At 49.7% G+C, this 21,340-nt stretch carries 15 protein-coding genes and 1 pseudogene; 11 read left to right on the top strand and 5 right to left on the bottom strand.

Features of this window, described 5'->3' with window-relative positions; all coding sequences use genetic code 11:
* The first annotated feature begins 34 nt into the window (after positions 1-34).
* The 6 genes from GVI43_RS06895 (at position 35) to yjeJ (ending at position 8,768) form a co-directional block, all read left to right on the top strand.
* A complete protein-coding gene (locus tag GVI43_RS06895) occupies positions 35-2,572 on the top strand; it encodes a fimbria/pilus outer membrane usher protein (protein ID WP_159566131.1) in 2,538 nt (845 codons plus the stop codon).
* Positions 2,573-2,603: 31 nt separating this feature from the next.
* Positions 2,604-3,578 carry a fimbrial protein gene (locus GVI43_RS06900; protein WP_159566132.1) on the top strand — a complete coding sequence of 325 codons (975 nt, stop codon included), beginning with the start codon at positions 2,604-2,606 and terminating at the stop codon, positions 3,576-3,578.
* 458 nt (positions 3,579-4,036) lie between these two features.
* The gene (locus GVI43_RS06905; RefSeq protein WP_159566133.1) at positions 4,037-4,399 is read left to right on the top strand and encodes a hypothetical protein; all 363 of its coding nucleotides are present in this window, start codon (positions 4,037-4,039) and stop codon (positions 4,397-4,399) included.
* A gap of 78 nt (positions 4,400-4,477) precedes the next feature.
* Positions 4,478-5,767, top strand: a complete 1,290-nt coding sequence (locus tag GVI43_RS06910) for an HlyD family secretion protein (protein ID WP_159566134.1) — start codon at positions 4,478-4,480, stop codon at positions 5,765-5,767.
* Complete coding sequence (locus tag GVI43_RS06915) at positions 5,757-7,889, top strand: peptidase domain-containing ABC transporter (protein WP_159566135.1); 2,133 nt, start codon at positions 5,757-5,759, stop codon at positions 7,887-7,889. The genes GVI43_RS06910 and GVI43_RS06915 overlap by 11 nt, the downstream gene beginning before the upstream one ends.
* Before the next feature lie 30 nt (positions 7,890-7,919).
* Complete coding sequence (yjeJ, locus tag GVI43_RS06920) at positions 7,920-8,768, top strand: YjeJ family protein (RefSeq protein ID WP_159566136.1); 849 nt, start codon at positions 7,920-7,922, stop codon at positions 8,766-8,768.
* 124 nt (positions 8,769-8,892) lie between these two features.
* Here the strand turns inward: yjeJ and lysM are convergent, their stop codons facing one another.
* The 3 genes from lysM to GVI43_RS06935 all read right to left on the bottom strand — a co-directional run bounded on the left by lysM (position 8,893) and on the right by GVI43_RS06935 (position 12,237).
* Positions 8,893-9,336, bottom strand: a complete 444-nt coding sequence (gene lysM / locus GVI43_RS06925) for a peptidoglycan-binding protein LysM (protein ID WP_159566258.1) — start codon at positions 9,334-9,336, stop codon at positions 8,893-8,895.
* A gap of 122 nt (positions 9,337-9,458) precedes the next feature.
* Entirely contained in the window at positions 9,459-10,754 is a 1,296-nt protein-coding gene (locus GVI43_RS06930) for a YidR family protein (protein ID WP_159566137.1), read from the bottom strand.
* 244 nt (positions 10,755-10,998) lie between these two features.
* The gene (locus GVI43_RS06935; protein WP_281350991.1) at positions 10,999-12,237 is read right to left on the bottom strand and encodes an MFS transporter; all 1,239 of its coding nucleotides are present in this window, start codon (positions 12,235-12,237) and stop codon (positions 10,999-11,001) included.
* A 319-nt stretch (positions 12,238-12,556) separates the two neighbouring features.
* Between GVI43_RS06935 and GVI43_RS06940 the strand changes: the two genes are divergently transcribed.
* From GVI43_RS06940 to GVI43_RS15880, 3 genes and pseudogenes are all read left to right on the top strand, one after another.
* Entirely contained in the window at positions 12,557-13,264 is a 708-nt protein-coding gene (locus GVI43_RS06940) for a DUF1266 domain-containing protein (protein WP_159566138.1), read from the top strand.
* A complete protein-coding gene (locus GVI43_RS06945) occupies positions 13,261-15,999 on the top strand; it encodes a J domain-containing protein (protein ID WP_159566139.1) in 2,739 nt (912 codons plus the stop codon). The genes GVI43_RS06940 and GVI43_RS06945 overlap by 4 nt, the downstream gene beginning before the upstream one ends.
* A gap of 141 nt (positions 16,000-16,140) precedes the next feature.
* Positions 16,141-16,239 (top strand): annotated as a pseudogene (locus GVI43_RS15880) (hypothetical protein); the annotation flags it as partial.
* Positions 16,240-16,388: 149 nt separating this feature from the next.
* Here the strand turns inward: GVI43_RS15880 and GVI43_RS06950 are convergent.
* Positions 16,389-18,074, bottom strand: coding sequence for an Hsp70 family protein (locus GVI43_RS06950; protein WP_159566140.1), 1,686 nt, complete (start codon positions 18,072-18,074; stop codon positions 16,389-16,391).
* A 100-nt stretch (positions 18,075-18,174) separates the two neighbouring features.
* Positions 18,175-18,936 (bottom strand): SEL1-like repeat protein, encoded by a 762-nt coding sequence (locus GVI43_RS06955; RefSeq protein ID WP_159566141.1) that lies wholly within the window; start codon positions 18,934-18,936, stop codon positions 18,175-18,177.
* A 191-nt stretch (positions 18,937-19,127) separates the two neighbouring features.
* Between GVI43_RS06955 and GVI43_RS06960 the strand changes: the two genes are divergently transcribed.
* Together GVI43_RS06960 and GVI43_RS06965 are read left to right on the top strand one after the other, a co-directional pair.
* Positions 19,128-20,042, top strand: a complete 915-nt coding sequence (locus GVI43_RS06960; RefSeq protein WP_159566142.1) for a Gfo/Idh/MocA family protein — start codon at positions 19,128-19,130, stop codon at positions 20,040-20,042.
* A 91-nt stretch (positions 20,043-20,133) separates the two neighbouring features.
* Positions 20,134-21,288: a serine hydrolase domain-containing protein gene (locus GVI43_RS06965; protein WP_159566143.1), complete on the top strand. Its 1,155-nt coding sequence runs from the start codon at positions 20,134-20,136 to the stop codon at positions 21,286-21,288.
* Positions 21,289-21,340: the final 52 nt, after the last annotated feature.

Here is a 21,340-nt window from a genome sequence, read left to right on the forward strand (position 1 = left end):
AACCGGGATTGCTCCTTTATTAGGAACAAGGGAAATGTTAAAAAAAATTAAATATGCCTCAACTTTTCTGGCACTCATGTGTTTAAACCTTTTTGGTATAGTGCCAACCATATCCGCTCGTGACTCTTTTGATCCAATTTTTTTATCTCATTCAGATAATTCCGATGAGCGTCCTGACTTATCCGTTTTTGAGCGCGAAAACTCACAGGCTCCGGGCGTCTACCGCGTTGATGTCTTTATTAATGATGATTTCGTGGAAACAGCGGACGTCAATTTTGCTCAACAAAGCATGGAAAAAAGCGATGGAGCAAACCTTATACCCTGTTTTAGTTTGAAAACGCTCAACGCATATGGCATACGCACCGCGGTTCTACCCAAGTTGAAAGAAAACGCTCAAGGCTGTGCTGATATTAGTGGAATCCCCAGTGCAACCACTGAATTCAATTTTTATTCCCAACGTCTGATGTTAAGCATTCCGCAGGCGGCGATTAATCCATCAATTCGTGGCTATGTTTCCCCTGATGAATACGATGATGGCATTAATGCAGCGTTGTTGAATTACCAGTTCACCGGCGGTAATAACTACTCCCGTGGGGGACAAAAAGACACCGCGAGCTATGGCCTTAACTTACGCCCTGGGATAAATATTGGCGCATGGCGCCTTCGTAACTATTCAATCTGGAATAAAGACGAAAATTCTTCAGAAGGCTGGGATTCTGTCTATACCTATGCCGAACGTAATATCTCCACCATAAAAAGTACCCTGACGTTCGGAGAAAGCTCATCACCTTCTGACATATTTGATAGCGTGCCATTTCGTGGCGTACAGCTTGCAACAGATGACCAAATGGAGCCAGAAAGTTTACAAGGCTACGCTCCCGTGGTGCGCGGCATAGCCAAAAGTAACGCAAAAGTGTTGATCAAGCAGAACGGCTACCTGATTTACCAGACTTTCGTTCCCGCAGGCGCTTTTGAAATTAACGATATGTATGCCACAGGCGGTAGCGGCGATCTGAACGTCACGGTAGAGGAGTCTGACGGTAGCCAACAGACCTTTGTCGTACCATTCGCCTCCCTGCCGGTATTACGACGCGAAGGAAGCCTGAAATATTCCCTCACTTCCGCTGAGTATCGTTCTTACGACAGTGAGGTTGATAAGACCCCATTCAGTCAGGCGACAATCAGCTACGGCCTGCCAAAAAACACCACGATATATGGTGGCTTTCAGGGCGCATCCAAATACCAATCGCTGGCATTCGGATTGGGCAACAATATGGGTACGCTGGGTGCTATTTCTGTCGATGTGACACAGGCTTGGTCCAAAATGCACGACACTCTAAGAGCCTCAGGTCAATCGTGGAGAATACGCTACAGCAAAAACTTTGTTGATACCGGCACTAACTTCTCGGTTGCTGGCTATCGTTACTCGACGAGCGGATTTAACACGTTAGGTGACGTATTCGATAGCTATCGCGGTAGCCATCAATACATACCCAATGACCGGGTACGCAACCGTACCGAAGTCAACGCCAGTCAAAGCTTGGGTAATCAGCTTGGCTATTTGAACCTGAGCGGCGTGATGGAAGATTACTGGAACGAACAGCAAAGAAACACATCAGTGGGCGTAGGCTATGGTAACAGTATACAAAATGTAACCTTCAACCTTAACTACAGCCACAATCGCTCCTCTCAGATAAACGGTGATTCAGGTCGTGATTACCAAAGCGAAAACCTGTTTTCGTTAAATATCAGCGTACCGCTAGACAAACTGCTGTCCAATACGTGGGTTAACTATTCGCTTAATACCGGCAACCCTGGCTCAACCAGTAATAGCGTGGGTCTCAGCGGATTAGCGCTGGAAGATCGGAATCTGAGCTGGAACGTACAAGAAACTTACGATAACAGCGATCGGGATAGCGGAAGCTTAGGGGCAAACTACGATGGAACCTACGGCGGCATTTCCGCAGGCTATAGCTATGACAGCTATTGGCAACGCGTTAACTACGGTGCGACGGGTAGCGTAGTAGCCCATGCGAACGGCATTACCTTTGGGCAACAGCTGAGCGAAACGGGTGCGCTGGTACAGGCGTCTGGCGTGGCCAATACGCGCGTGATGAATAATTCCGGCGTGAACACCGATTTCCGCGGCTATGCACTAGTACCTTACGTGGCGGCCTATCGCCGCAGTAGTATTACGCTGGATAGCCAGACGCTGCCGGATAACGCCGATCTTGAAATTACTTCTCAATCCGTAGTTCCAACCCGTGGGGCAATAGTACGCGCCAATTTTATCGGCAATATCGGTTCTCGGGCCTTAATCCACCTGACGGATGCATCGGGTAAGGCGATTCCTTTCGGCGCGATAGTAGTTTATGCCAACGCTCAGACCCAAAAAGAAAATTCCGCCATTGTCGGCGACGACGGTCTGGTTTATCTCTCGGGGCTACAGGAGTCTGGCGTCTTACGGGTTCAGTGGGGTAAAAACACCGCTCGGCAGTGTCAAGCAAATTATCAGCTCCCCCAAACTGACGGCAATACCGGCGTTCAGCAGTCGCAAGCGACCTGTCAATAATGCCTGAGCGTATTTATCAAGGAATTCCAATATGAGAAAGATTAATCGAAATAGGCTTTACGCGGTGGCTGCCGGCTTGGCTTTAGGTTTGTGTAGCGTTAACGCTTTTGCTGGCAACTACTGTGTAAATCTTGATGGTAAGGACTATCGGGTTCCTATGTCTTCATTACCCATAGATCCGGAGGCTCCCGATGGCGCAATAATCTTTACACGATTTGTAGATGACATCGCTGGACCAAAGTATACCTGTGCGTCCGGACGTGCCGACTATGCTTCGAGGATGAGTAGCGCATTTAGCACCATTGTCGGCAATAACTCTCGCGGGAATATTTATGCTTCGGGTATCCCGGGCATTGGCTTGCAGGTCTCTGATCTGGAAATTCCGTCTCGAGTAATCCCTCAGCGAGATGGTCTATCTCCTAATGAACTTATTCCCTTCTGGGGCCCAGACAACAGAATACGCATTGACTTTATTAAAACCGGGCCTATCTCCTCGGGCAAATTGACCTCCGGAAAGGTCGCTATTTACGAAGTGGATGACACTCCGGTAGCGACAATTTCTCTGCTTTCAAATATCTCTTGGGTTACCAAAAGCTGTACTATCGATGGAGCAGATCGAAATAAAGTTGTCCCTTTGGGTACACATCGGGTGAGCCAGTTTAACGGTATAGGCAGCGTATCAACCGATAGCCCCTTCTCATTAACGCTTAATTGCCAAAAGGACAGCGCGCCCGTTTACGTTTCATTTGAACCAACAACCGGCAGCACAGGGGACGGATTACTCAATATCGATAGTAGCGTTACGGGAGCGGCTACCGGTGTAGCAGTCGAAGTAGTAAATCAGAGCGATCGCTCTCGGCTTAAGTTTAGAAACGAGGTCAAATACCATATGGCCGCTGAAAGTACGGTTATATTGCCTTTTATTGCACGCTATAGGCAAACAGGCTCCACGATTAAGCCAGGCAAAGCCAATGCCGCCATGACGTTTACCATCAATCAGAATTAATGCTTTATCTCCCTTATATAGCCTTATATGGGCATTAGCTCATATAAGGCCATATTATTAGCAGCAGTTGCCATTGCCATATTTTGAATATACTGCTCCGCGACTATTACTCGATTAAACATATCTATATATAAGTAAAAAAAGCAACGGAGTTATCCCGTGCCGCTTTCCATTATTTATTAGCATTTCTTTTTCAATAATAGAAATGCCAATCAATGACCATCACAATAAAATCATCGAGTAAAAATAGTTAAGATCTAAAACTAATGTAGATCTTTTTTATATGAATCCCAGTTCAATACAAAATTCATCATTGATCATATTCACTTCACTATTAGACATGGCTATTTCATTCATATAGTTAGCCCGCCAAAACAATATGGCTATCTAACATTCCTTGTTTTTGTTTATCAGGGAAGACCTAACTATATATCTAGATTTTTTAATTGGAGTGTCAAATGAGAGAATTATCAGTTTTTGAAATGAACGAAATTGCCGGTGGCTATTCTTGGAGCTTCTCCTCTTTTGGTGGGTTTATTCAGTCTACTTTGAGTAATGTCGCTGAAGCGGCGGCGTCCGCAGTTCTTGGCGCTGCTGCCGGGGGTGTGGCTGGTGCAATTATTGGCGGAGCTAATGGTGGTGACGGTGGCGGCCTGCTCGGCTTCGGTCAAATCGGCCAACTGGTCGGCATGATTGGCGGCGGGCTTATTGGCGTAGTCGGAGTAGGAGTAGCGGCGACAGTCGTTGGTTGGGATATCACCCTTGATCAAACGATTAAAGCGGCTGAAGGCATAACTAACGGTTCTTTCAGACCGTGGTAATCCTATCAGCAGGCAAGTAACAAAAAAGGCCCGAAATTTCGGGCCTTTTCCCTATCATAAAACAACACCGTGAAGGCCATGACCAATAACATTTATCGTCAGGAAGCGATTGACTATAAAAAATTCCACTGGAAGGGAAAGGCGCTACTGCTGGCCGGGCTACCCGTCTGGCTTATCGCACTACTCTCCTTTTCATTCGTCGCTATCCTGATTCTAACGCTGACTTTTTGCCGCTATACGCAGCGTATTGACGTACGCGGAGAAGTGATTACTTTGCCTCATTCAATTAACGTATTTGCGCCACAGCAGGGCTTTGTTGTACGCCAAATGGTTTCGCAGGGTCAATCGGTTAAAAAAGGCGATCCGCTGTATGAACTAGACGTTTCACGCACCACCAGCACGGGTAACGTCAGCGATACAACTACGGCGGCCATTAATGAAAAAATTGCCACGGCCAATGAGATTATTGAAAAAATCGCGCTCAATAAGCAGGAAACCCTTGAAGCCTTAAACGCCCAGCTACTCAACTATACGGCATCGCTAAAAGAAACCACGCTCATGCAGGAAGCCTCACTCACCGGATTAAATAAAATGCGCAGTTCTCTGGCAAATTACGATAAATATTTGCGACAGGGGCTGATTAATAAAGATCAGTATAACAATCAGCATGCGCTTTTTTTCCAGCAGCAAAATACCTATCAGTCACTCGCTAGCCAGAAAATGCAGTTGGAATCCCAGCTTACCCAGCTTAAGAGCGATATTGTGACCAAGTCTGCCGACTACGATAACCAAATATCCAGCTATAAAAACCAGATCAATGATTTTCGCAATCAGTTAGTGGAATCAAACGCCAGCGGCGGCTTAGTTATCAAGGCAACAACGAATGGCCGGGTTGAATCACTTTCCGTCACCGCCGGACAAATGGTCGATAAGGGTAGCAGCCTAGCGCAAATCAAACCGACCGGTAACATCGAGTACTATCTGGTGCTCTGGCTACCCAACAACAGCCTGCCTTATCTAAAACCCGGTGACGCGATTAATATCCGCTACGACGCCTTCCCGTCCGATAAGTTCGGCCAGTTCCCCGGGACGATAATGTCAATATCATCGGTACCGGCCACCCGGCAGGAGATGGCGGAATACAACAACGTCAACGGGAATATGAACCAGCAAGAATCCTCCCTATATAAAACCATTGTGGAACTCAAGCACAAAACGTTTACCTATAACAACAAAACGCTGTCGTTATCCAATGGCCTCAAGGCACAGGCGATGGTCTTCCTTGAGGAACGGCCTTTGTATATGTGGATGTTTACTCCTTTCTATAAAATTTCACAAAGCGTAAGCGGGCCGATTAATGCAGACTAAGCTATTTAATTCTATTGTTGATAAGCTCAACTTTTCCTTCCGAAAAAAGGTGCCGGTAATACTACAGGCAGAAGCCAGCGAGTGCGGTATTGCCTGCCTTTCAATGGTGTGCGGCTATTATGGGATGAATATCGATCTCTTTAATTTCCGCAACCGATTTGGCTGTGGCTCACAGGGCGTAACGTTTTCATCCTTAGCCAAAATAGCAGAACAGGCAAAGCTAAAAAGCCGCGCGCTGTCGCTAGATTTAGATGAACTGAAGCAGCTAAAACTTCCCTGCGTGTTGCATTGGGGCATGAATCACTATGTGGTTCTGGTTGCGGTACGTAGATCCAGCTTTGTGGTTCACGACCCGGGCATGGGCAAACGCGTTATTGGCATTCAGGAGATGTCCAACAACTTTACCGGCGTAGCGCTAGAGCTTTGGCCGGATAACAATTTTCAGCAGGAAACGGTCAAAAGCCGCTTACGCCTGCTGGATTTAATGAAAAATATAGTTGGCCTGAAGGCAGCATTACTGAAAATTTTCGCGCTCTCGGTGGTTATCGAAGCCATTGGCCTGCTGTTACCTATCGGCACTCAGCTCGTGACTGACCACGTTATTATTGCCCATGACCACAGCCTGCTGGCGGTTATCTGTATTGGCTTGGTCACGTTTACCCTATTTCACACGTTCGTCAGCATGCTACGCGGCTGGACCTCGCTCACGCTTAACACCTTGACCAATATTCAATGGAAAACCACCCTGTTCGATCACCTGATGAGCCTGCCGTTGGACTTCTTTGAAAAACGTCATTTGGGCGACATTCAGTCGCGGTTCTCCTCGCTAGATACCATTCGCTCCACCTTTACCAACAGCATTGTTAGCGGCGTGATTAACTCTATTATGACCGTTGGCCTACTGATTATGCTGACGCTATACGGCGGCTGGCTGGTTTGGGTGGTAGTGGGTTTCACGCTCAGCTATGCCGCAATGCGTTTTGCTACCTACAATTTTTATCGCCGCGTGGCGGAAGAACAGGTCATTAAAAACGCCCGATCCGGCTCCCATTTTATGGAATCGCTGTACGGCATTTCGACCATCAAAGCGCTGAACCTCAAAGAGCGTCGTTCTCAGCATCTGCTAAATATCAATATTGACGCCTGCAATGCCGGTATTAAACAAACCCGCTTCGATATGATGTACGGTGGCGTAAACGCGCTTATTTCCTCTATCGATCAGGTGACTATTTTGTGGCTGGGCGCCGTGATGGTGATTGACAACAATATGACGCTGGGCATGTTTATGGCGTTCAACGCCTATCGCGGCCAGTTTTCTCAGCGGGCATCCAGCCTGATTGACCTGATTATGCAACTGCGCATGCTATCGCTTCACAATGAAAGGCTGTCGGAAATTGTCTTTAGTGAGCCTGAAACTGAAATGCCCTCACGCCGTATATTTCAGGAAAATCAGGGCGTTTCTCTGGAAGTCAAAGGCTTAACCTACCAATACGATCCCTTTTCGCATCCGATCTTCTCTAATCTCGATTTGCTGATTAACCCCGGCGAGTCGGTGGCGCTAGTGGGGCCATCCGGCATAGGGAAAACCACCTTATTAAAAATAATGTGTGGATTACTCAGCCCAACCGGCGGTGACGTTCTGGCCGACAGCCTCAACGTGAAAAAAGTCGGTCTGAACAACTACCGGCTAAGTACCGCCTGCGTACTTCAGGAAGACCGCCTGTTTTCCGGTTCAATCTCCGATAACATCAGCTGTTTTGAAGATAACCCCGATCGGGACCAAATTATTGCGTGTGCGAAACACTGTAATGTTCACGATGAAATCATCAAAATGTCAATGGGTTACGAAACCATTATCGGTGAACTGGGGCTTGGCATTTCTGGCGGCCAGAAACAGCGATTACTGATTGCCAGAGCGCTTTATCGCCGACCTAACATTCTCTTTATGGACGAGGCGACCAGCCATTTGGATCTGGTCAATGAGTCCTACATTAATCAGTCAATTTCGTCGCTAAATATAACCCGCATTATTGTGGCTCATCGCCCGTCAACTATTGCCTCGGCGGATCGGGTGATTGATTTATCTCAATACCGTAATAATGGTCAAAAAATTAGCATTTAGCTGGCGCAGGCCAGCCTGAGGAGAACATGAATGTCCAATATCATTAAAGGCTTAAATACCGCCATCGTGCTGCACGAAAATCACTTTCTCGCTCTGGCGATGAAAATCAAAAATGCGGCCGATGAAGAGTCACTGTTTTTCTTCCAGCTTCCACAGCTACACGATTTGCTGCTGGTATTGCAAAGCCAGCTACAGCGCTTATCCATCGCGGCAGTACAAAACGGGAAAGCGCTGACGGCGGCAGTATCTGAAGCGCATCAAAATCTCATCGCACAGGTACCACCGATCGACGTGAGTGAAATTACGGCACCCGCCCCGGGAAAACGCGTAGCGTCTCTGGCCATGAAGCCAAATGCCGATCAAAACACCCTCCATTTAATATTACAAAATGAACGGGTAATCAGCCTTGCTATTATGGATATTCAGGCCGAATTTGTTATACGCGCCATCATACAGGCACTGAACAATATTAAAGAGCGGGAGCTAATCGCTTACCTGACCGAACGGCTGGATTTTCTACCGTTGTATGACGTAGACCTCAGCAATACCGATAGCATGGACTACAACCAGTATCCTCAGGAACCCTGGAAACAAAATCTGTTTGCCCACCATTTAGCGCTGCTCTATTGCTGTAAAACGGCAAACGGGGAACAGATAATCTGCGGCGCAGTGGTAAAAACCAACGTTCAGGAAGGCACACCAGCGGCAGAAGATATCGCGTTTCGGCTACAAAAAATTAGCCCGCATATTAAAAAGTATCAGGGCCAGGTTACCCATATTTTTAGCCGCCAAATACCGGCACAGCAAGGCGCAGTGCTCACGCTAGAACAGGCTCTAAAGCCTTTGCACACTTTTTATCTAGAAAAAATAGCGGAATGATTAAACGGTTCAACGACATAAGATCGATAGGGATGCCGTTATGACCATCAGGTAAAAATAGAAAACCCGCTGATAACAGTCTCAGCGGGCTATACAACCAAACCTGTTCTATCAGGCCTAAATATTATTTAGGAATGCGTAGAACCTGACCCGGATAAATTTTGTCCGGGTTGCTTAACATTGGCTTATTGGCTTCAAAAATTTTCATATATTTGCTGGCATTGCCGTATTGAGATTTAGCAATCGCGCTCAGGGTATCCCCTTTTTTAACCGTATAAAAACCGCTTTCTTCAGAAGGTTGCGAAACTGAAATGTTATCCTGTACTTTACCAATACCGGCCACGTTGCCCAGTATCACAAGAATCTTCTCTTTCAGTTCCTGATCGGCAGCTTCGCCACCAACGGTAACCGTGCCGTCTTCAACCTTAACGTCAACGTTATCCGCGCCCGATAAACCGGCTTTCTCTAAATGTTCTTTAAGCTTGGAACTTTGGTCTTCTGGCTTACTTGCCGATACGCTATCCCAAAGTTTTTCGCCTGCTTCTTTAGCAAAGCTAAATAGTCCCATGATGTTATTCTCTCCAATAGCGACCCGGTAATTAATATGCCTGCCCTGTTGCGGATACCATTGCTCATCAACAACGCAAGCTACAGCTATTATCATAGCTAACTAATGGAGAGACCCCTAATTTAACGTGATTCCTCGTTAGTCTCAGTAACAAATATTTGAGTAAATTCATCAACTTTACGCATATAGGCAACATAGTGACCATTGGGTGAAAACACCACGGCATCGGGTAAAGGAGTGTCGTGACTTTTCTCCGTTAAGCGAGTGACCACGCCGCTGGCCACGTCACACAAAACGATGCTGCTATCCATTACAAAAGCCAGACTACGGCCATCCGGGCTCCAGCTAAAGGCAGACTGAACGCCATATTGCCCGCTAGTCACCTGAATCAGATCGCCACCCAGCGGAGAGACCAGCCAGACCTGAACGACATCGAAATCATCTTTCATCAGAAAAGCAATCTTGCTGCCGTCGGGCGAGCTGCGTATCCAGTGACGCGGAGCCGTTGCCACTCCCGGATAGCGGCGCTCACCGGTGTAAGTCAGGCGACGCTGAGTGACCCCCAAAGGAGGCGACGGTAGCGTGGTTTCGGTTCCCGCTAACGGTAGCTCCCCCTCAATGGCATAGTCGGCCAGCGCTGGTGGCAAATCAACAATAAATACTTCCGGCAGTTTACTGCCATCCTCAGCTCGGGTATCGCCAATAAACGCCAGCGCCCAGCGCTGTGTTGAGCCATCGACTCTCGCGTATCCGTGAGTTCCAATCCATCCTTCTTCATAGGCCCGGTTGATTTCATCACTGCCGGGTTGAGGATGGGCTACCGTGGTACTCACCAGCGCGCAAAAATGGCTACCGCCGTATTCCCTCGGGTGCTGAGGATCGACCATGACGCTACGCAGCGGCACCGCAACCCCGACGTTGCGCCGATCAAATTCGGCACCACGTTGATGCATAAGGTGATCGTTGTAGGTAAAGCTCAGGCGGCTACCGTCAGGGCTAAAAACGTGAACGTGAGATCCGCCGCGCAACGCGCCGGGAGTAAAAGGCGAGGTGATGTCCATCGCATCCAGCGTTGCTGCATGCTGACGGTGTGGCTCGGTAATAATCACGCCGCGCCGGTGGTGAAAATCGTAATGCCACTGGTCGTCAGGACTATCGGGGCTATGAATAAAGGCGTAACGAACTGGCTCAACCGGGCTTACCGTGGCAACGCCGACATAGCTATCAGGCCCGGCCGTATAAATAATATCGATTTCACAGGTATCAATATTTGCCCTCTCGATGGTCTTACCGGTAAACGATGCGCCGCTTGGACGAACATCATAAATCAGCCACTGGCCGTCCGGAGACCAAACGTTAACATTGGTTAACTGGTGATTGCGGGGCGTATAGGTAATTTGTTTTTCTGTTTCGCACATAGATAAGCTCCTATACCCCAAATAATTCAAGCTTCAGGAAAGCGGGTATACCGTTTGCTAATAAGAATCGTTATGTTGCAAGATAAAAGCGGAACTGTCACGGGAAGGTTAAAAGAAAATTTGATCGAGGGTGGTTTATAGCTAGCCAGCACGTAATAACGCGGCTTCTGCCATTAATATTATAAATACTATAGATATTTGATATTGCAGGACGCCTATACTATTACAAGCGTCCTGCCAGTGATTATTCCATTAAATCGGTTTGCATTGTTTCTCGCCCTAACGTAATGACAGTCACGACGGCTACCATAATCGACGCGCAGAACAGGCCGAATATCAGCGTAATAGAACTACCGCTTGCAACCAAATAGCCGACCATCAACGGGCCCAGTATTCCACCAATACGCCCAATCGATGCGGCCATTCCGGCACCGGTCCCTCGAATCGCCGTTGGGTATTGCTCCGGCGTATAGGCGTACAACGCACCCCAAGCGCCGAGGTTAAAGAACGACAGCAGCATACCGAAAATCAGCAGTTGGCTAACGGTGTCGGATGCGCCAAAGAAGTAAGCGGCCAACGCCGTTCCGGTCAGATAGGTCGCCAGTACAAACTTACGGCCATAGCGCTCAATCAGCCACGCTGCGGTAAAATAGCCCGGAAGCTGGGCCAGCGTCATGATCAGTACATACTGGAAGCTTTTCACCAGGCTAAAGCCTTTAAGCATCACTACGCTCGGCAGCCACAGGAACATACCGTAATAAGAGAACACCACGCAGAACCACAAAACCCACAGCATAACGGTAGCCCGCCGATAGTCGGCCGACCACACGGCGCAGATGTTTTTGAGTATTGAAGGCTTTTCCCGTTTGCTTTGTAGCTGAGTAAACTTAGGTGAATCCGGCAGGCTCCAGCGCAAATAAATCGCATAAAACGCCGGGAGAGCGCTGATAGCCATCGCCACCCGCCAGCCATAGTCGGGGATAATAAAGTAAGCAATCAGCGCAGCCGCCAGCCAGCCAAAGGCCCAGAAGCTCTCTAGCAGGACAACGATCCGCCCGCGCTCGTGAGGCTCAACGCTCTCCGCCACCAGCGTGGAGGCAACCGGCAGCTCCCCGCCTAATCCCATTCCAATAAAAAACCGCAAAACCAATAATGCCGCCAGCGTAGAGACTAACGCGGTCAAACCGCTGCCAACGCTGAACAACAGCAGGGTAACAACAAAGGCGGACTTGCGCCCGGTGCGATCGGCCATCACGCCAAACAAAAATGCCCCCACGGCCATGCCGATAGAGTTAACGCTACCAATCCAGCCCATTTGCTGAGCCGTCAGTCCCCAATCCTGTTTTAACGCTGCCAGCAGAAACGACAGTAACCCGACGTCCAGCGCATCAAACATCCAGCCTAAGCCAGCAATGGTCAGCAGCTTATGTTTAGAAATCGGCTTTAGCGCTAACGCCTTCTGCGAAGTAGTTGCATGCGACAAAATATTCATCCCCATGGGTAAAATGAAGTACCAAAACGATTGATTTTCACGTGAAGAGACTAACAAATTGGGTATAGCATAGGATATTTACCACACATTCGCCGTTTAATCAGACAAAACTAGCTTTTTTTTCTTATGAATTTATTACAATCGCCAATGGCGTTTATATTCTAAATAATTAGAGTTGCAGGACAAAGAAATCGGCCATCCCAGCCAACGCATATGCGGCCTGAAGCATGACGATTATTACCATCTTTGCCCGTTATGGGTTCTGTAGTAGTATTTCCAACCATGTGCCACTGAATGGTTGAACGTATTGATGGATCAAGAATATCAACATTGGCTTTTTACACTTTCTGCCCCCACCACCGCTCTGAATCTTGACTATGGTGCCGCTTATTTTGCTCCAAACCTGTTTCCTGAAAGCTCGCCGATGGACTTAAAAGACAGCTGGGATATTGAATCAAGGCAAGATCTGATTAACACCGTTATTCGCATGATTGAGCAGGGGCACGCCGACGAACTGTCCTACCCTTACTATTTATGGCACCAAATTCCCCCCGACGGCTGGAAATCTTTTGTCAGCGCTCAGGAAGAGCCAAAGCAAGTTTTGCTGGGATTTGTTGCAGAAACGGCGGGGATCTGTGGTTTCGGCGGTATTCAAGCCTGGGACCTTAGCCGTATGGGCTATCTGTGCCGCATTGGCCTATTGAATGGCTGGCTTACTGAGCGTGAGAGCCTGTGGTTTCAGAGCCGTATCGCCAACCGGGCCCGCCACTATTATGACAGCTGGCAGCAATACACCAATGGCTTTTTAACCGGCCGCACCTTCTGGCTTTCCCTGAGCGAAGAGCGCACTGAGTTCAAACGTTACGCATTCACCAATAAAGGCAACCTCGATGCTAACGTTAGCCTGGTTCACCGTCTTTTTGCCAGCCCGGATAGCCCTTATCTGACCGTTCAGTGGGATCGGGAACTCGCTGAAATGGATAAACCGGAGTCGCTCGGGGAGGTTGACTGGTCATGAACGCAAACTGTTGGGAAATGCTGGGCATCGAGCCTACCGACGATCAGGACATTATCCGCAATGCCTACCGCAGCAAGCTGCCGGAATACCACCCGGAAAGCGATCCCCAAGGCTTTCAGAATTTACGTCAGGCCTATGAAGAGGCGAAAAAAGGAATTCAGCCGGCGTTCATCCCGGTTTCCGCCCTGACGCCAAAAGAAGAGTTTGAGCAAAAGCTTCGCGGCCAGTCCGATCGGGCCAGCGAAGAAGAAGACGGAAAAGACGATGGGCCTCATCCGGAACAGGAAGCCATCGATCGCATGCTGGCCGAGTTTGACACCCTGCAACAGACTGCCGACAAACGCTACTCTCCACACGGCTGGCATGAATATATTCAATCATTAGATCTCAATTCGTTTGAAGTCATCGATCGGCTGCGCTGGCGGCTGCTGGAGAAGTGTTACAACACCGACTGTATCTCTAGACAATGTAGCCTAATTCTGGCCGATCGAATGCGCTGGAAGCAGAGGCTAAGCGAGCTGTCAGACCAACAATCGCACCGTATGGGCAGCTACTTAGACTTTCTGGAAAAAGGCGACGTTTTCAACTTCGAACTCCTGTCAGACTTCGATCTGGTCGCCCAGACCGAGTGCGTAAAGCACATTAATTTTATTCAATATCTGTACTGGGAAAAACCGGCATGGATGTTGAAAGCCTATCTGCAAATCGACACCGCCGTTTACTGGCCTGACGTGCCGGAGCTGAAAGAGCTTTTGCCCCGCTGGTATTCCTATGCCGGGCTTGGCTATAGCGAACTGGCTGACTATTGCCTCAAAAGGCTGGCAGACGAGCCAGACAGCAATGACTGGCTGTATCTGTATGCGTCTCAGTGCTCGCTGGCCGGGAATGACGAATACGCCCTACCGTACTGGATCCGCCTGTATACCAAAGAACAGCACGCGGCGGCCGAAGAATGGCTAATTTCATGGTGCCATAAAAATTCACCGGAACGGCTACCGCTACTGATTCAGGCATTCGATCGCCCACAGTACACCCCGGCCCAAGGGGTAAACCTTGATGCGCCTGAACAAAACTACATTACCCCGACCCAGACCACTAAAACGTTAACCCGCTGGGGCTTTGCATCTCAGGCCGGATTACCGCAGCTGGCCCAGGATTACGTCTCATGGAAGCTAAGCAACGCCATGCAGTACCGGATCCTGCGCCACTTAATCAAAGATAACGGATCCGATCGGCTACTGCGCTATTACCGCCACGCCAGCATGCTAACGCTGGGTAATGAAACGCTATTACAACAGATTTTGGATGAAAAGAGGCCGTCCGATCCGCTGAATGCCTTAATCTTAAAGGGGCTGAAGCATCAGGCACAACAACGGTTAGACTGGCTACAAACCTCGTCGGTCATATCTACATTTACCACATGGCTGTATGAGCGCCATTGGGGAACGCTGCCGGATATCTATGGCGATCGTGATTCTGACGCTTACCGCCAGTGCCTGCTCTGGCTGGCGCAGCGTCGTTGGATGAGCCCTAAAGAGCTAGAACGCCTTTACAACAGTGAACTGTTCTCCAACAGCTTGGATATCTGCTACGACTGGCTCTGTTTTATTGCACTCAACAATAACACTCTTCTGCCAACGCCGAACGAGCAGGAAGACTATTGGCAATGGTGCCGCCGCTGTTATTTACTGGTATTACTGCTGGAAAAACCGGCGGAATCCATCGAGATGATCCATCAGACTGAAGATCTGACCATGCCTCAGGAGCACCCGGCCTATGTGTTCTATCAGCTGGTAAAATCCCTGAATCCGACCCATGGAGATCTGGCATCGCAGTACATGGAAAAACTGCAGTTGAGCAATATCCTGCAGTACCATTCATGGACTCGCCTGCCCATCACGCCGGAAAACTTCCTCGATAGCGAGCAGGTAACGATCTCTTACTCCATTGACCATTTTTTTCTTACCAGCCAAAGCTGGCGGGAAACAGTATGGGCTGCCTCGAAGTCCAGCCAGATGCTGTTCTATGCGGCCAGCGCCTATCACGGTATCAATAGCCGGACCGAGCGGTTTACTCAGCTCATTAGTGAGATAGAGCCGGATACCGTTCAAGAGAGTGAATTGAAGAAATGGTTGCTGAATACCAAACCTTTTGCGCTGGCTAAACCGCCGGGTTCGCCTACGCAGCAGGTTTTAGCCCGGGCGATCGTCAGCCTGCACGCCAATGAACACCGCACGCTCTCTGCGTCACAAAAAGCGGAACTGGAAGCCTGCATGGGGGATCAACATCAGGATATCGTTCTGCGCTTGGCCGCCAAGATGATGCTACTCACTTCGGCTTCGCGTTCTAAAAACCCGATGAATAGCAGCGGCGGGCCAAGTAAGGTGTGGGAATTCTGGCGGCTAAACTCACGGCTTAACCGCAGCGGGTTCGCCGCTCAGCTGATACTGGGTTCATTGGTATCGTTTATACTGGCATATGTCATGAGCCGTTCAAACAGCGCCGTCAGCGGGCAGATCTTGTTATTGGCCTGCTTAACGATAAACGCTCTAAGCGCACAAATGCGACGGCTGAATGATTTAAATTATGGAGTAACGGTTTTGGTTGGTATGTCTGGCTTGGCGCTAGTCAACATCGTATTTCCACCGGCCATACTATGGCTATTGTTTAAGAAAGGCGTACCCCATGCCACCAAAGCCGGGCCACCGACTAGCAGGTGGTTTAACCGTTCATAGCGCAAAACGCCCGTTGGTTGAGCTAATCCCAAAGGGTCTGGCAGCAGGCCCTGAGCGAGGTTCCTGATAAACAAGATCTACAGGATTGTCGCATTGCCGAAGCAATAAAATGCAAATAGAGTCCCGCAAATCCAATCAGTCGACGGCGTTAAACGGTTAGGCCTTGGCTGCGAAAGCTCTGAGTACGGCATCGATGATTATTTAGAGCTGAAGTATTTGTGTCAGGGGAAGTTGGGGTAGAGAATCACCTAACCACATAGAGAGAAACTAAGCCCAGAGCCTTACCGGCCTAACAAATATCGCCCCTCACTCGCCATAACATCGTCATATTCCAACGTTTACTATGGGGACCCAACTGACTCTGAAATCAAATGAAGCTAATTTATCAATTACATCTTCATCGATTCCAGATAGTCCGCCAAGCGCTCGCGTACCAGCGTAATCTGATCTTCTTTTTGTTCAGCCAGCGTAGCGTCAAATTCCTGTAGCCAAATGCCAATCTGAGTACGCATATCGCCTAACGACTGCGACCATGCTCTTTCCAAACGGGCCAGTAGCGCGCGGTTGACCATGGTGTCTCGCGGGTGGATTTTCAGCTCTTTTAAACGCTGATGGCTCTCTTGGCGCTGGGCTTCGCTTAGGCCAACCGGACTGTGGTCAATAATCTTAGAGTGGCTATCGCCGGAATCCAACAGGTTGACGTCCACTTCCAGCAGGCCGTTAATGTCGTAACTGAATCGAATATCTATTGCCTGAATCTTGCCGTTTGGCTTAACCGGAACTTCAAACTCTTCCACCAGAATGTTGTTTTCAACCCGAGGACTTTCGCCCTGATAGACCGCGACCCGAATACAGGTTTGCTCCACATGGCCGGTGCTGAAGGTCTCAACCCGTGAAGTCGGTACCACGGTGTTGCGTTCAATAATTGGAGAGAAAAAGCCTGAGCCGTTACTATTGCTGGTGGCAATCCCCAAGCTATACGGGCAAACGTCGGTCAGGATCACTTCGTCGATGTCTTCATTGCGCAGGCGACAGGCGGCCTGCACTGATGCGCCCAACGCGACGATAGTACTGGCATCAAGATGCTGATGAGGCAGCTTACCAAACAGCCGTACCACCATCCGCTGAATCACGCCTAAGCGGGAAGCACCGCCAACCAGCACTAAGTTATCCAGCTGCTGCGGCTGTAGCCGCGCATCGCTCAGCGCCTGCTCAATCGGCGCACGCAGGCGGTTGAGCAGCGGCAGCCAGAATTTTTCCGCGCTCTTGTCGTCAAAGCTGAAGGCGTATTCTTTGTCCTGCCAGTTCCAGTTCAGGGTTAATTCCTGATTGGTTAACTGACATTTCATTTGCTCGGCGGTGTCGTTGAGCCGGGCCATGGCTTCGGGCGGAATCTCGCCTTCAACCAGCTTCCACTCGCTCAGGCAGGCTTTCACCAGCGCGCGGGTAAAATCTTCACCGCCCAGATAGTTATCACCGGCGGAAGAGTGAACTTCAATCAGCGGCAGTGCATACTCAAGCACCGTCACGTCAAAAGTTCCCCCGCCTAGATCAAACACTAAGGTACGACCAAATTCTTGAGTATGGAGGCCATAGGCCATCGCTGCCGCCGTCGGTTCATTGATCAACCGCACCGCGTTCAGGCCAGCCAGTTCGGCGGCAAAGCGGGTTTGCTTGCGCTGTTCATCGCTGAAGTAGGCAGGAACGGAAATAACCACGTCGCTTACCGGATGACCGACCAATGCTTCTGCATCAGCCTTTAATGATTTAAGCACCAGCGCAGACAGCTCAGGGGCGCTAAAGGATTTAGTCCCCAGCTTAAACTGTCGGCAGGTTCCCATATAGCGTTTGAATAACGCAGCGGTTTTATCCGGGTGAGTTGTCATGCGCGACAAGGCCGGTCGGCCGATTAATACCGATCCGTCTTCGTCGAGGCTTACCACCGATGGGGTGAGAAATTCACCCAATGAATTGGGAATTAGCTGAGGTTTGCCATCTTTCCAAATGCTGATAAGGCTATTGGTTGTTCCTAAATCAATACCAATTGCCGGTATGGATACTTGCTCTCCACTCATGACCTGACCTCACTCGATTCCATTGCGCCATATCATATCGGGCCAGAGGGATTGGATCAAACCATTAGCGGGAGATCCCTATCTAATACGCGCGTCTGTACTACCCGTTGACATATTCCAGCGCCGCTTCGATCAATTGCTGATGCTCTCCATCGTGCCATGCGTTAACCAACGCCTCAACCTGCTGGCTCTGTTGCTCGGTTAATCCAACGGCGGAATTGCGCAGCATAATATGGCGCTGCGGGTGGTCCTCAACGCTATCACATTGTTGATGAATAAAGTCCACGGCCAGCGTCAGGAATACGCAGTGAAGTACCGTTAGTGCGGCGTTGCCCGCCGGATCGGGATCAGTCTGCGGATTGAACATATTGGCCAGACGGTCAGCGGTTGCGGCGTCGCTAAGCTGTAGCGCATTGAAATAGTGCATCATCATCATGGCGGCGTTTTGCCGTGCCTGATAGATCTGCGCAAGGGAAAGGTAGCAGAAAGCTAAGGGCGTGCCGTATTGCGGATAATCATCAGCGGCAATATAGCGTTCAGCCAGTTGGTCAAACAGTTCGATGGCTTTATCTAAATCTTGTTCAAAATACTTACCGAACATGTACATCTGAGCCTGTGTCGCATAGGCGGGCAGGTAATCCTGCTCCAGCATTTTATCAAGCCACGGCTTAGCCAGCTCTGGCCGGTCTGTTTCGATCAGATACATATCGGTCAGGGCCAGCATATAAACCGGATCGCCACTCTGTTCGGCCATATTAATCAATACCGGTTCCCTGAGCTCAGCCAGTAGGCTGTCTAAATTATCAGATTCAGCATCGTCATCCGTTAAAATACGCGAGGTTATGATGGGCTCTGTTGTCATCGTTCTGTCTTCCGCTAAGCCATACGGCCATTGTCAGTTTTCCGGCGAGCATTTTCCTTTATTCCGCATGAAACTGCATCCTGTATGCGCCAGATTGCACTATTCTTTTAGCTGCCCTTTCGTTGTCGCTTTACATAAACGGCGACAAGGTTAAATTCAGGCGCACCTTACGTACGCTCGACGGAGAGAATATGAGTCAATTACGCATCGGTATGGTTGGTTTGGGCAATATTGCTCAAAAAGCCTACCTTCCGATCCTCAGTCTGGCCGATAGCTGGGTACTCAGCGGAGGATTTTCTCCCAACCGGCAAAAGGCCCAAAAGGTATGCGATAGCTACCGGATCCCCTGTTTTTCTCGACTGGATATTCTGGCCGGGCAGTGTGATGCCGTATTGGTTCACAGCAGCACGGCTAGCCACTTTCAGGTGATTACAGAGCTGCTAACGCTCGGCGTTCACGTCTATGTCGATAAACCGCTGGCCGAAACCGTGCAACAAGCAGAACAATTAATTGAGCTGGCACAGCGCAAAAACAGAGTGCTGATGGTTGGCTTTAACCGACGTTTTGCCCCTCTTTATCGCCAGCTTAAGCAGCAAATGGGTCCGGCCTGCTCTCTGCGTATGGACAAGCACCGCATCAACAGCGTCGGGCCAAAAGATGTCGGTTTTACCCTACTGGACGACTATTTGCACGTGGTTGATACCGCTCTGTGGCTGGCCGGGCAGCCAGCTAAGCTCGTCAGCGGTACTTTGCAAACCAATGCCGAAAATCAGATGCTGTACGGCGAGCATCATTTCCAGTGCGGCAAGATTTCAGTCACCACGGCCATGCACCGCCAGGCTGGCAGCGAGCGGGAAAGCGTGCAGGCAGTCACAGACGGGTCAGTCTATCAGATCCATAATATGAGCCGATGGCAGCGGGAAGACGCCGGTGGGCTTCTCGAAGTACCGATGCCGAGCTGGCAATCAATCCTAACTCAGCGCGGCTTCGACGGCGCTATTCGTCACTTTATTGATACCGTCAGTCACCAGACCACCGCAGAAACCTCCGGTGAGCAGGCGATTTATGCTCAGCGCATGATTGAACGGTTGTTAAGGGAAAGGTAAGCAACCTGAGCGGCGCATAACTCGTTCATAATCTAAGATAAAGATAGTGCAGCGGTAACTGCCCACGACCATCAGACTAAAGGATCAGACTATGCAGCACCTTCTTGATACCGTTATTGATAATGCTATTCATCCTAAAGAGGGTTTATCACCGACCATTGTCGGCACGGTGGTGCTTGTTTCCCAGTGTGGAAAACCGCTGTATCAACGGGCCGCTGGCTACGCCGATCGAGAAAATAGCGTAGCAATGCAGCCCGATACGCTGTTTCGTTTGTCATCGGTCACCAAGCCTTTTGTCACCGCCGCCGTCGGCGTGTTGCTGGAACAGGGGAAGCTGCATCTTGACGATCGGATAACCAAATGGCTGCCGTGGTTCACCCCTTTACAGCCGGACGGCACGCTATCGGCCATCACCATTGGTCATTTACTAACCCATACCGCAGGCCTGAACTATGGGTTTTCCGAACCGCCTGACGGCCCTTATCATCAGGCCCAAGTATCCGATGGCTTAGATACTACCTCGCTAACGCTGGAAGAGAATCTGCGCCGCATTGCCGCGTTGCCACTGTTACATCAACCCGGTACTGCGGTGCAATATTCGGTAGCCACCGACGTGCTCGGTGCAATTATAGCCAACGTGTGCAATGCGCCGCTTGATAAAGCGATACGAACGCTGGTTACTGAGCCGTTGGGGATTGTCGACAGCGGATTTACCGTGACCGATCCCGCTCGTCTTGCCGTGCCTTATATCAATACGGACAAGGCCCCAAGACCCATGCAGAAAGAAGAAATTCTGTTCGATCAAGAAGCCGGTATTACCGGCGGGATCCATTTCTCACCCGATAGGATTTTTGCTCCTGAGGCTTTTCTGTCTGGCGGTGCCGGTATGGTTGGCACCGCTCATGACGTCGAACGCCTGCTGCAAGTTCTACGCACCGGCGGCACGCCGCTGTTTAGCAAGCAAACCATGGAGCTACTGCTGACCGATACCGTTAAGCAGGAGACGATGCCGGGCTGGGGGTTCGCCGCCAGTTGGCTGGTTCTGCGTAATCCGCTGGTTGCCAGCACGCCGCAGTCACCGGGCACCATCTCATGGGGCGGCGTTTATGGCCATCACTGGTTTGTCGACTTTGAACGCGATCTCAGCGTGGTCATTCTGACCAATACTGCGCCAGAAGGGCTATACGGCGAATTCACCATTGATATTCGCAACGGAATATATACCGCGCTAGCCCGCAAAGAGTAAACAGGGTACCATTGCGTGGCGCCAATTTGTGCGGTCATGCCTTTATTGTCGC

This window comes from Budvicia diplopodorum, assembly GCF_009800925.1.
GTDB lineage: Bacteria > Pseudomonadota > Gammaproteobacteria > Enterobacterales > Enterobacteriaceae > Budvicia > Budvicia diplopodorum.

Excerpts from the sequence above, each read along its gene's own strand:
- GVI43_RS06895 (WP_159566131.1), top strand. The coding sequence starts at position 35 with ATGTTAAAAAAAATTAAATATGCCTCAACTTTTCTGGCACTCATGTGT.
- GVI43_RS06900 (WP_159566132.1), top strand. The coding sequence starts at position 2,604 with ATGAGAAAGATTAATCGAAATAGGCTTTACGCGGTGGCTGCCGGCTTG.
- GVI43_RS06905 (WP_159566133.1), top strand. The coding sequence starts at position 4,037 with ATGAGAGAATTATCAGTTTTTGAAATGAACGAAATTGCCGGTGGCTAT.
- GVI43_RS06910 (WP_159566134.1), top strand. The coding sequence starts at position 4,478 with ATGACCAATAACATTTATCGTCAGGAAGCGATTGACTATAAAAAATTC.
- GVI43_RS06915 (WP_159566135.1), top strand. The coding sequence starts at position 5,757 with ATGCAGACTAAGCTATTTAATTCTATTGTTGATAAGCTCAACTTTTCC.
- yjeJ (WP_159566136.1), top strand. The coding sequence starts at position 7,920 with ATGTCCAATATCATTAAAGGCTTAAATACCGCCATCGTGCTGCACGAA.
- lysM (WP_159566258.1), bottom strand. The coding sequence starts at position 9,336 with ATGGGACTATTTAGCTTTGCTAAAGAAGCAGGCGAAAAACTTTGGGAT.
- GVI43_RS06930 (WP_159566137.1), bottom strand. The coding sequence starts at position 10,754 with ATGTGCGAAACAGAAAAACAAATTACCTATACGCCCCGCAATCACCAG.
- GVI43_RS06940 (WP_159566138.1), top strand. The coding sequence starts at position 12,557 with ATGGATCAAGAATATCAACATTGGCTTTTTACACTTTCTGCCCCCACC.
- GVI43_RS06945 (WP_159566139.1), top strand. The coding sequence starts at position 13,261 with ATGAACGCAAACTGTTGGGAAATGCTGGGCATCGAGCCTACCGACGAT.
- GVI43_RS06950 (WP_159566140.1), bottom strand. The coding sequence starts at position 18,074 with ATGAGTGGAGAGCAAGTATCCATACCGGCAATTGGTATTGATTTAGGA.
- GVI43_RS06955 (WP_159566141.1), bottom strand. The coding sequence starts at position 18,936 with ATGACAACAGAGCCCATCATAACCTCGCGTATTTTAACGGATGACGAT.
- GVI43_RS06960 (WP_159566142.1), top strand. The coding sequence starts at position 19,128 with ATGAGTCAATTACGCATCGGTATGGTTGGTTTGGGCAATATTGCTCAA.
- GVI43_RS06965 (WP_159566143.1), top strand. The coding sequence starts at position 20,134 with ATGCAGCACCTTCTTGATACCGTTATTGATAATGCTATTCATCCTAAA.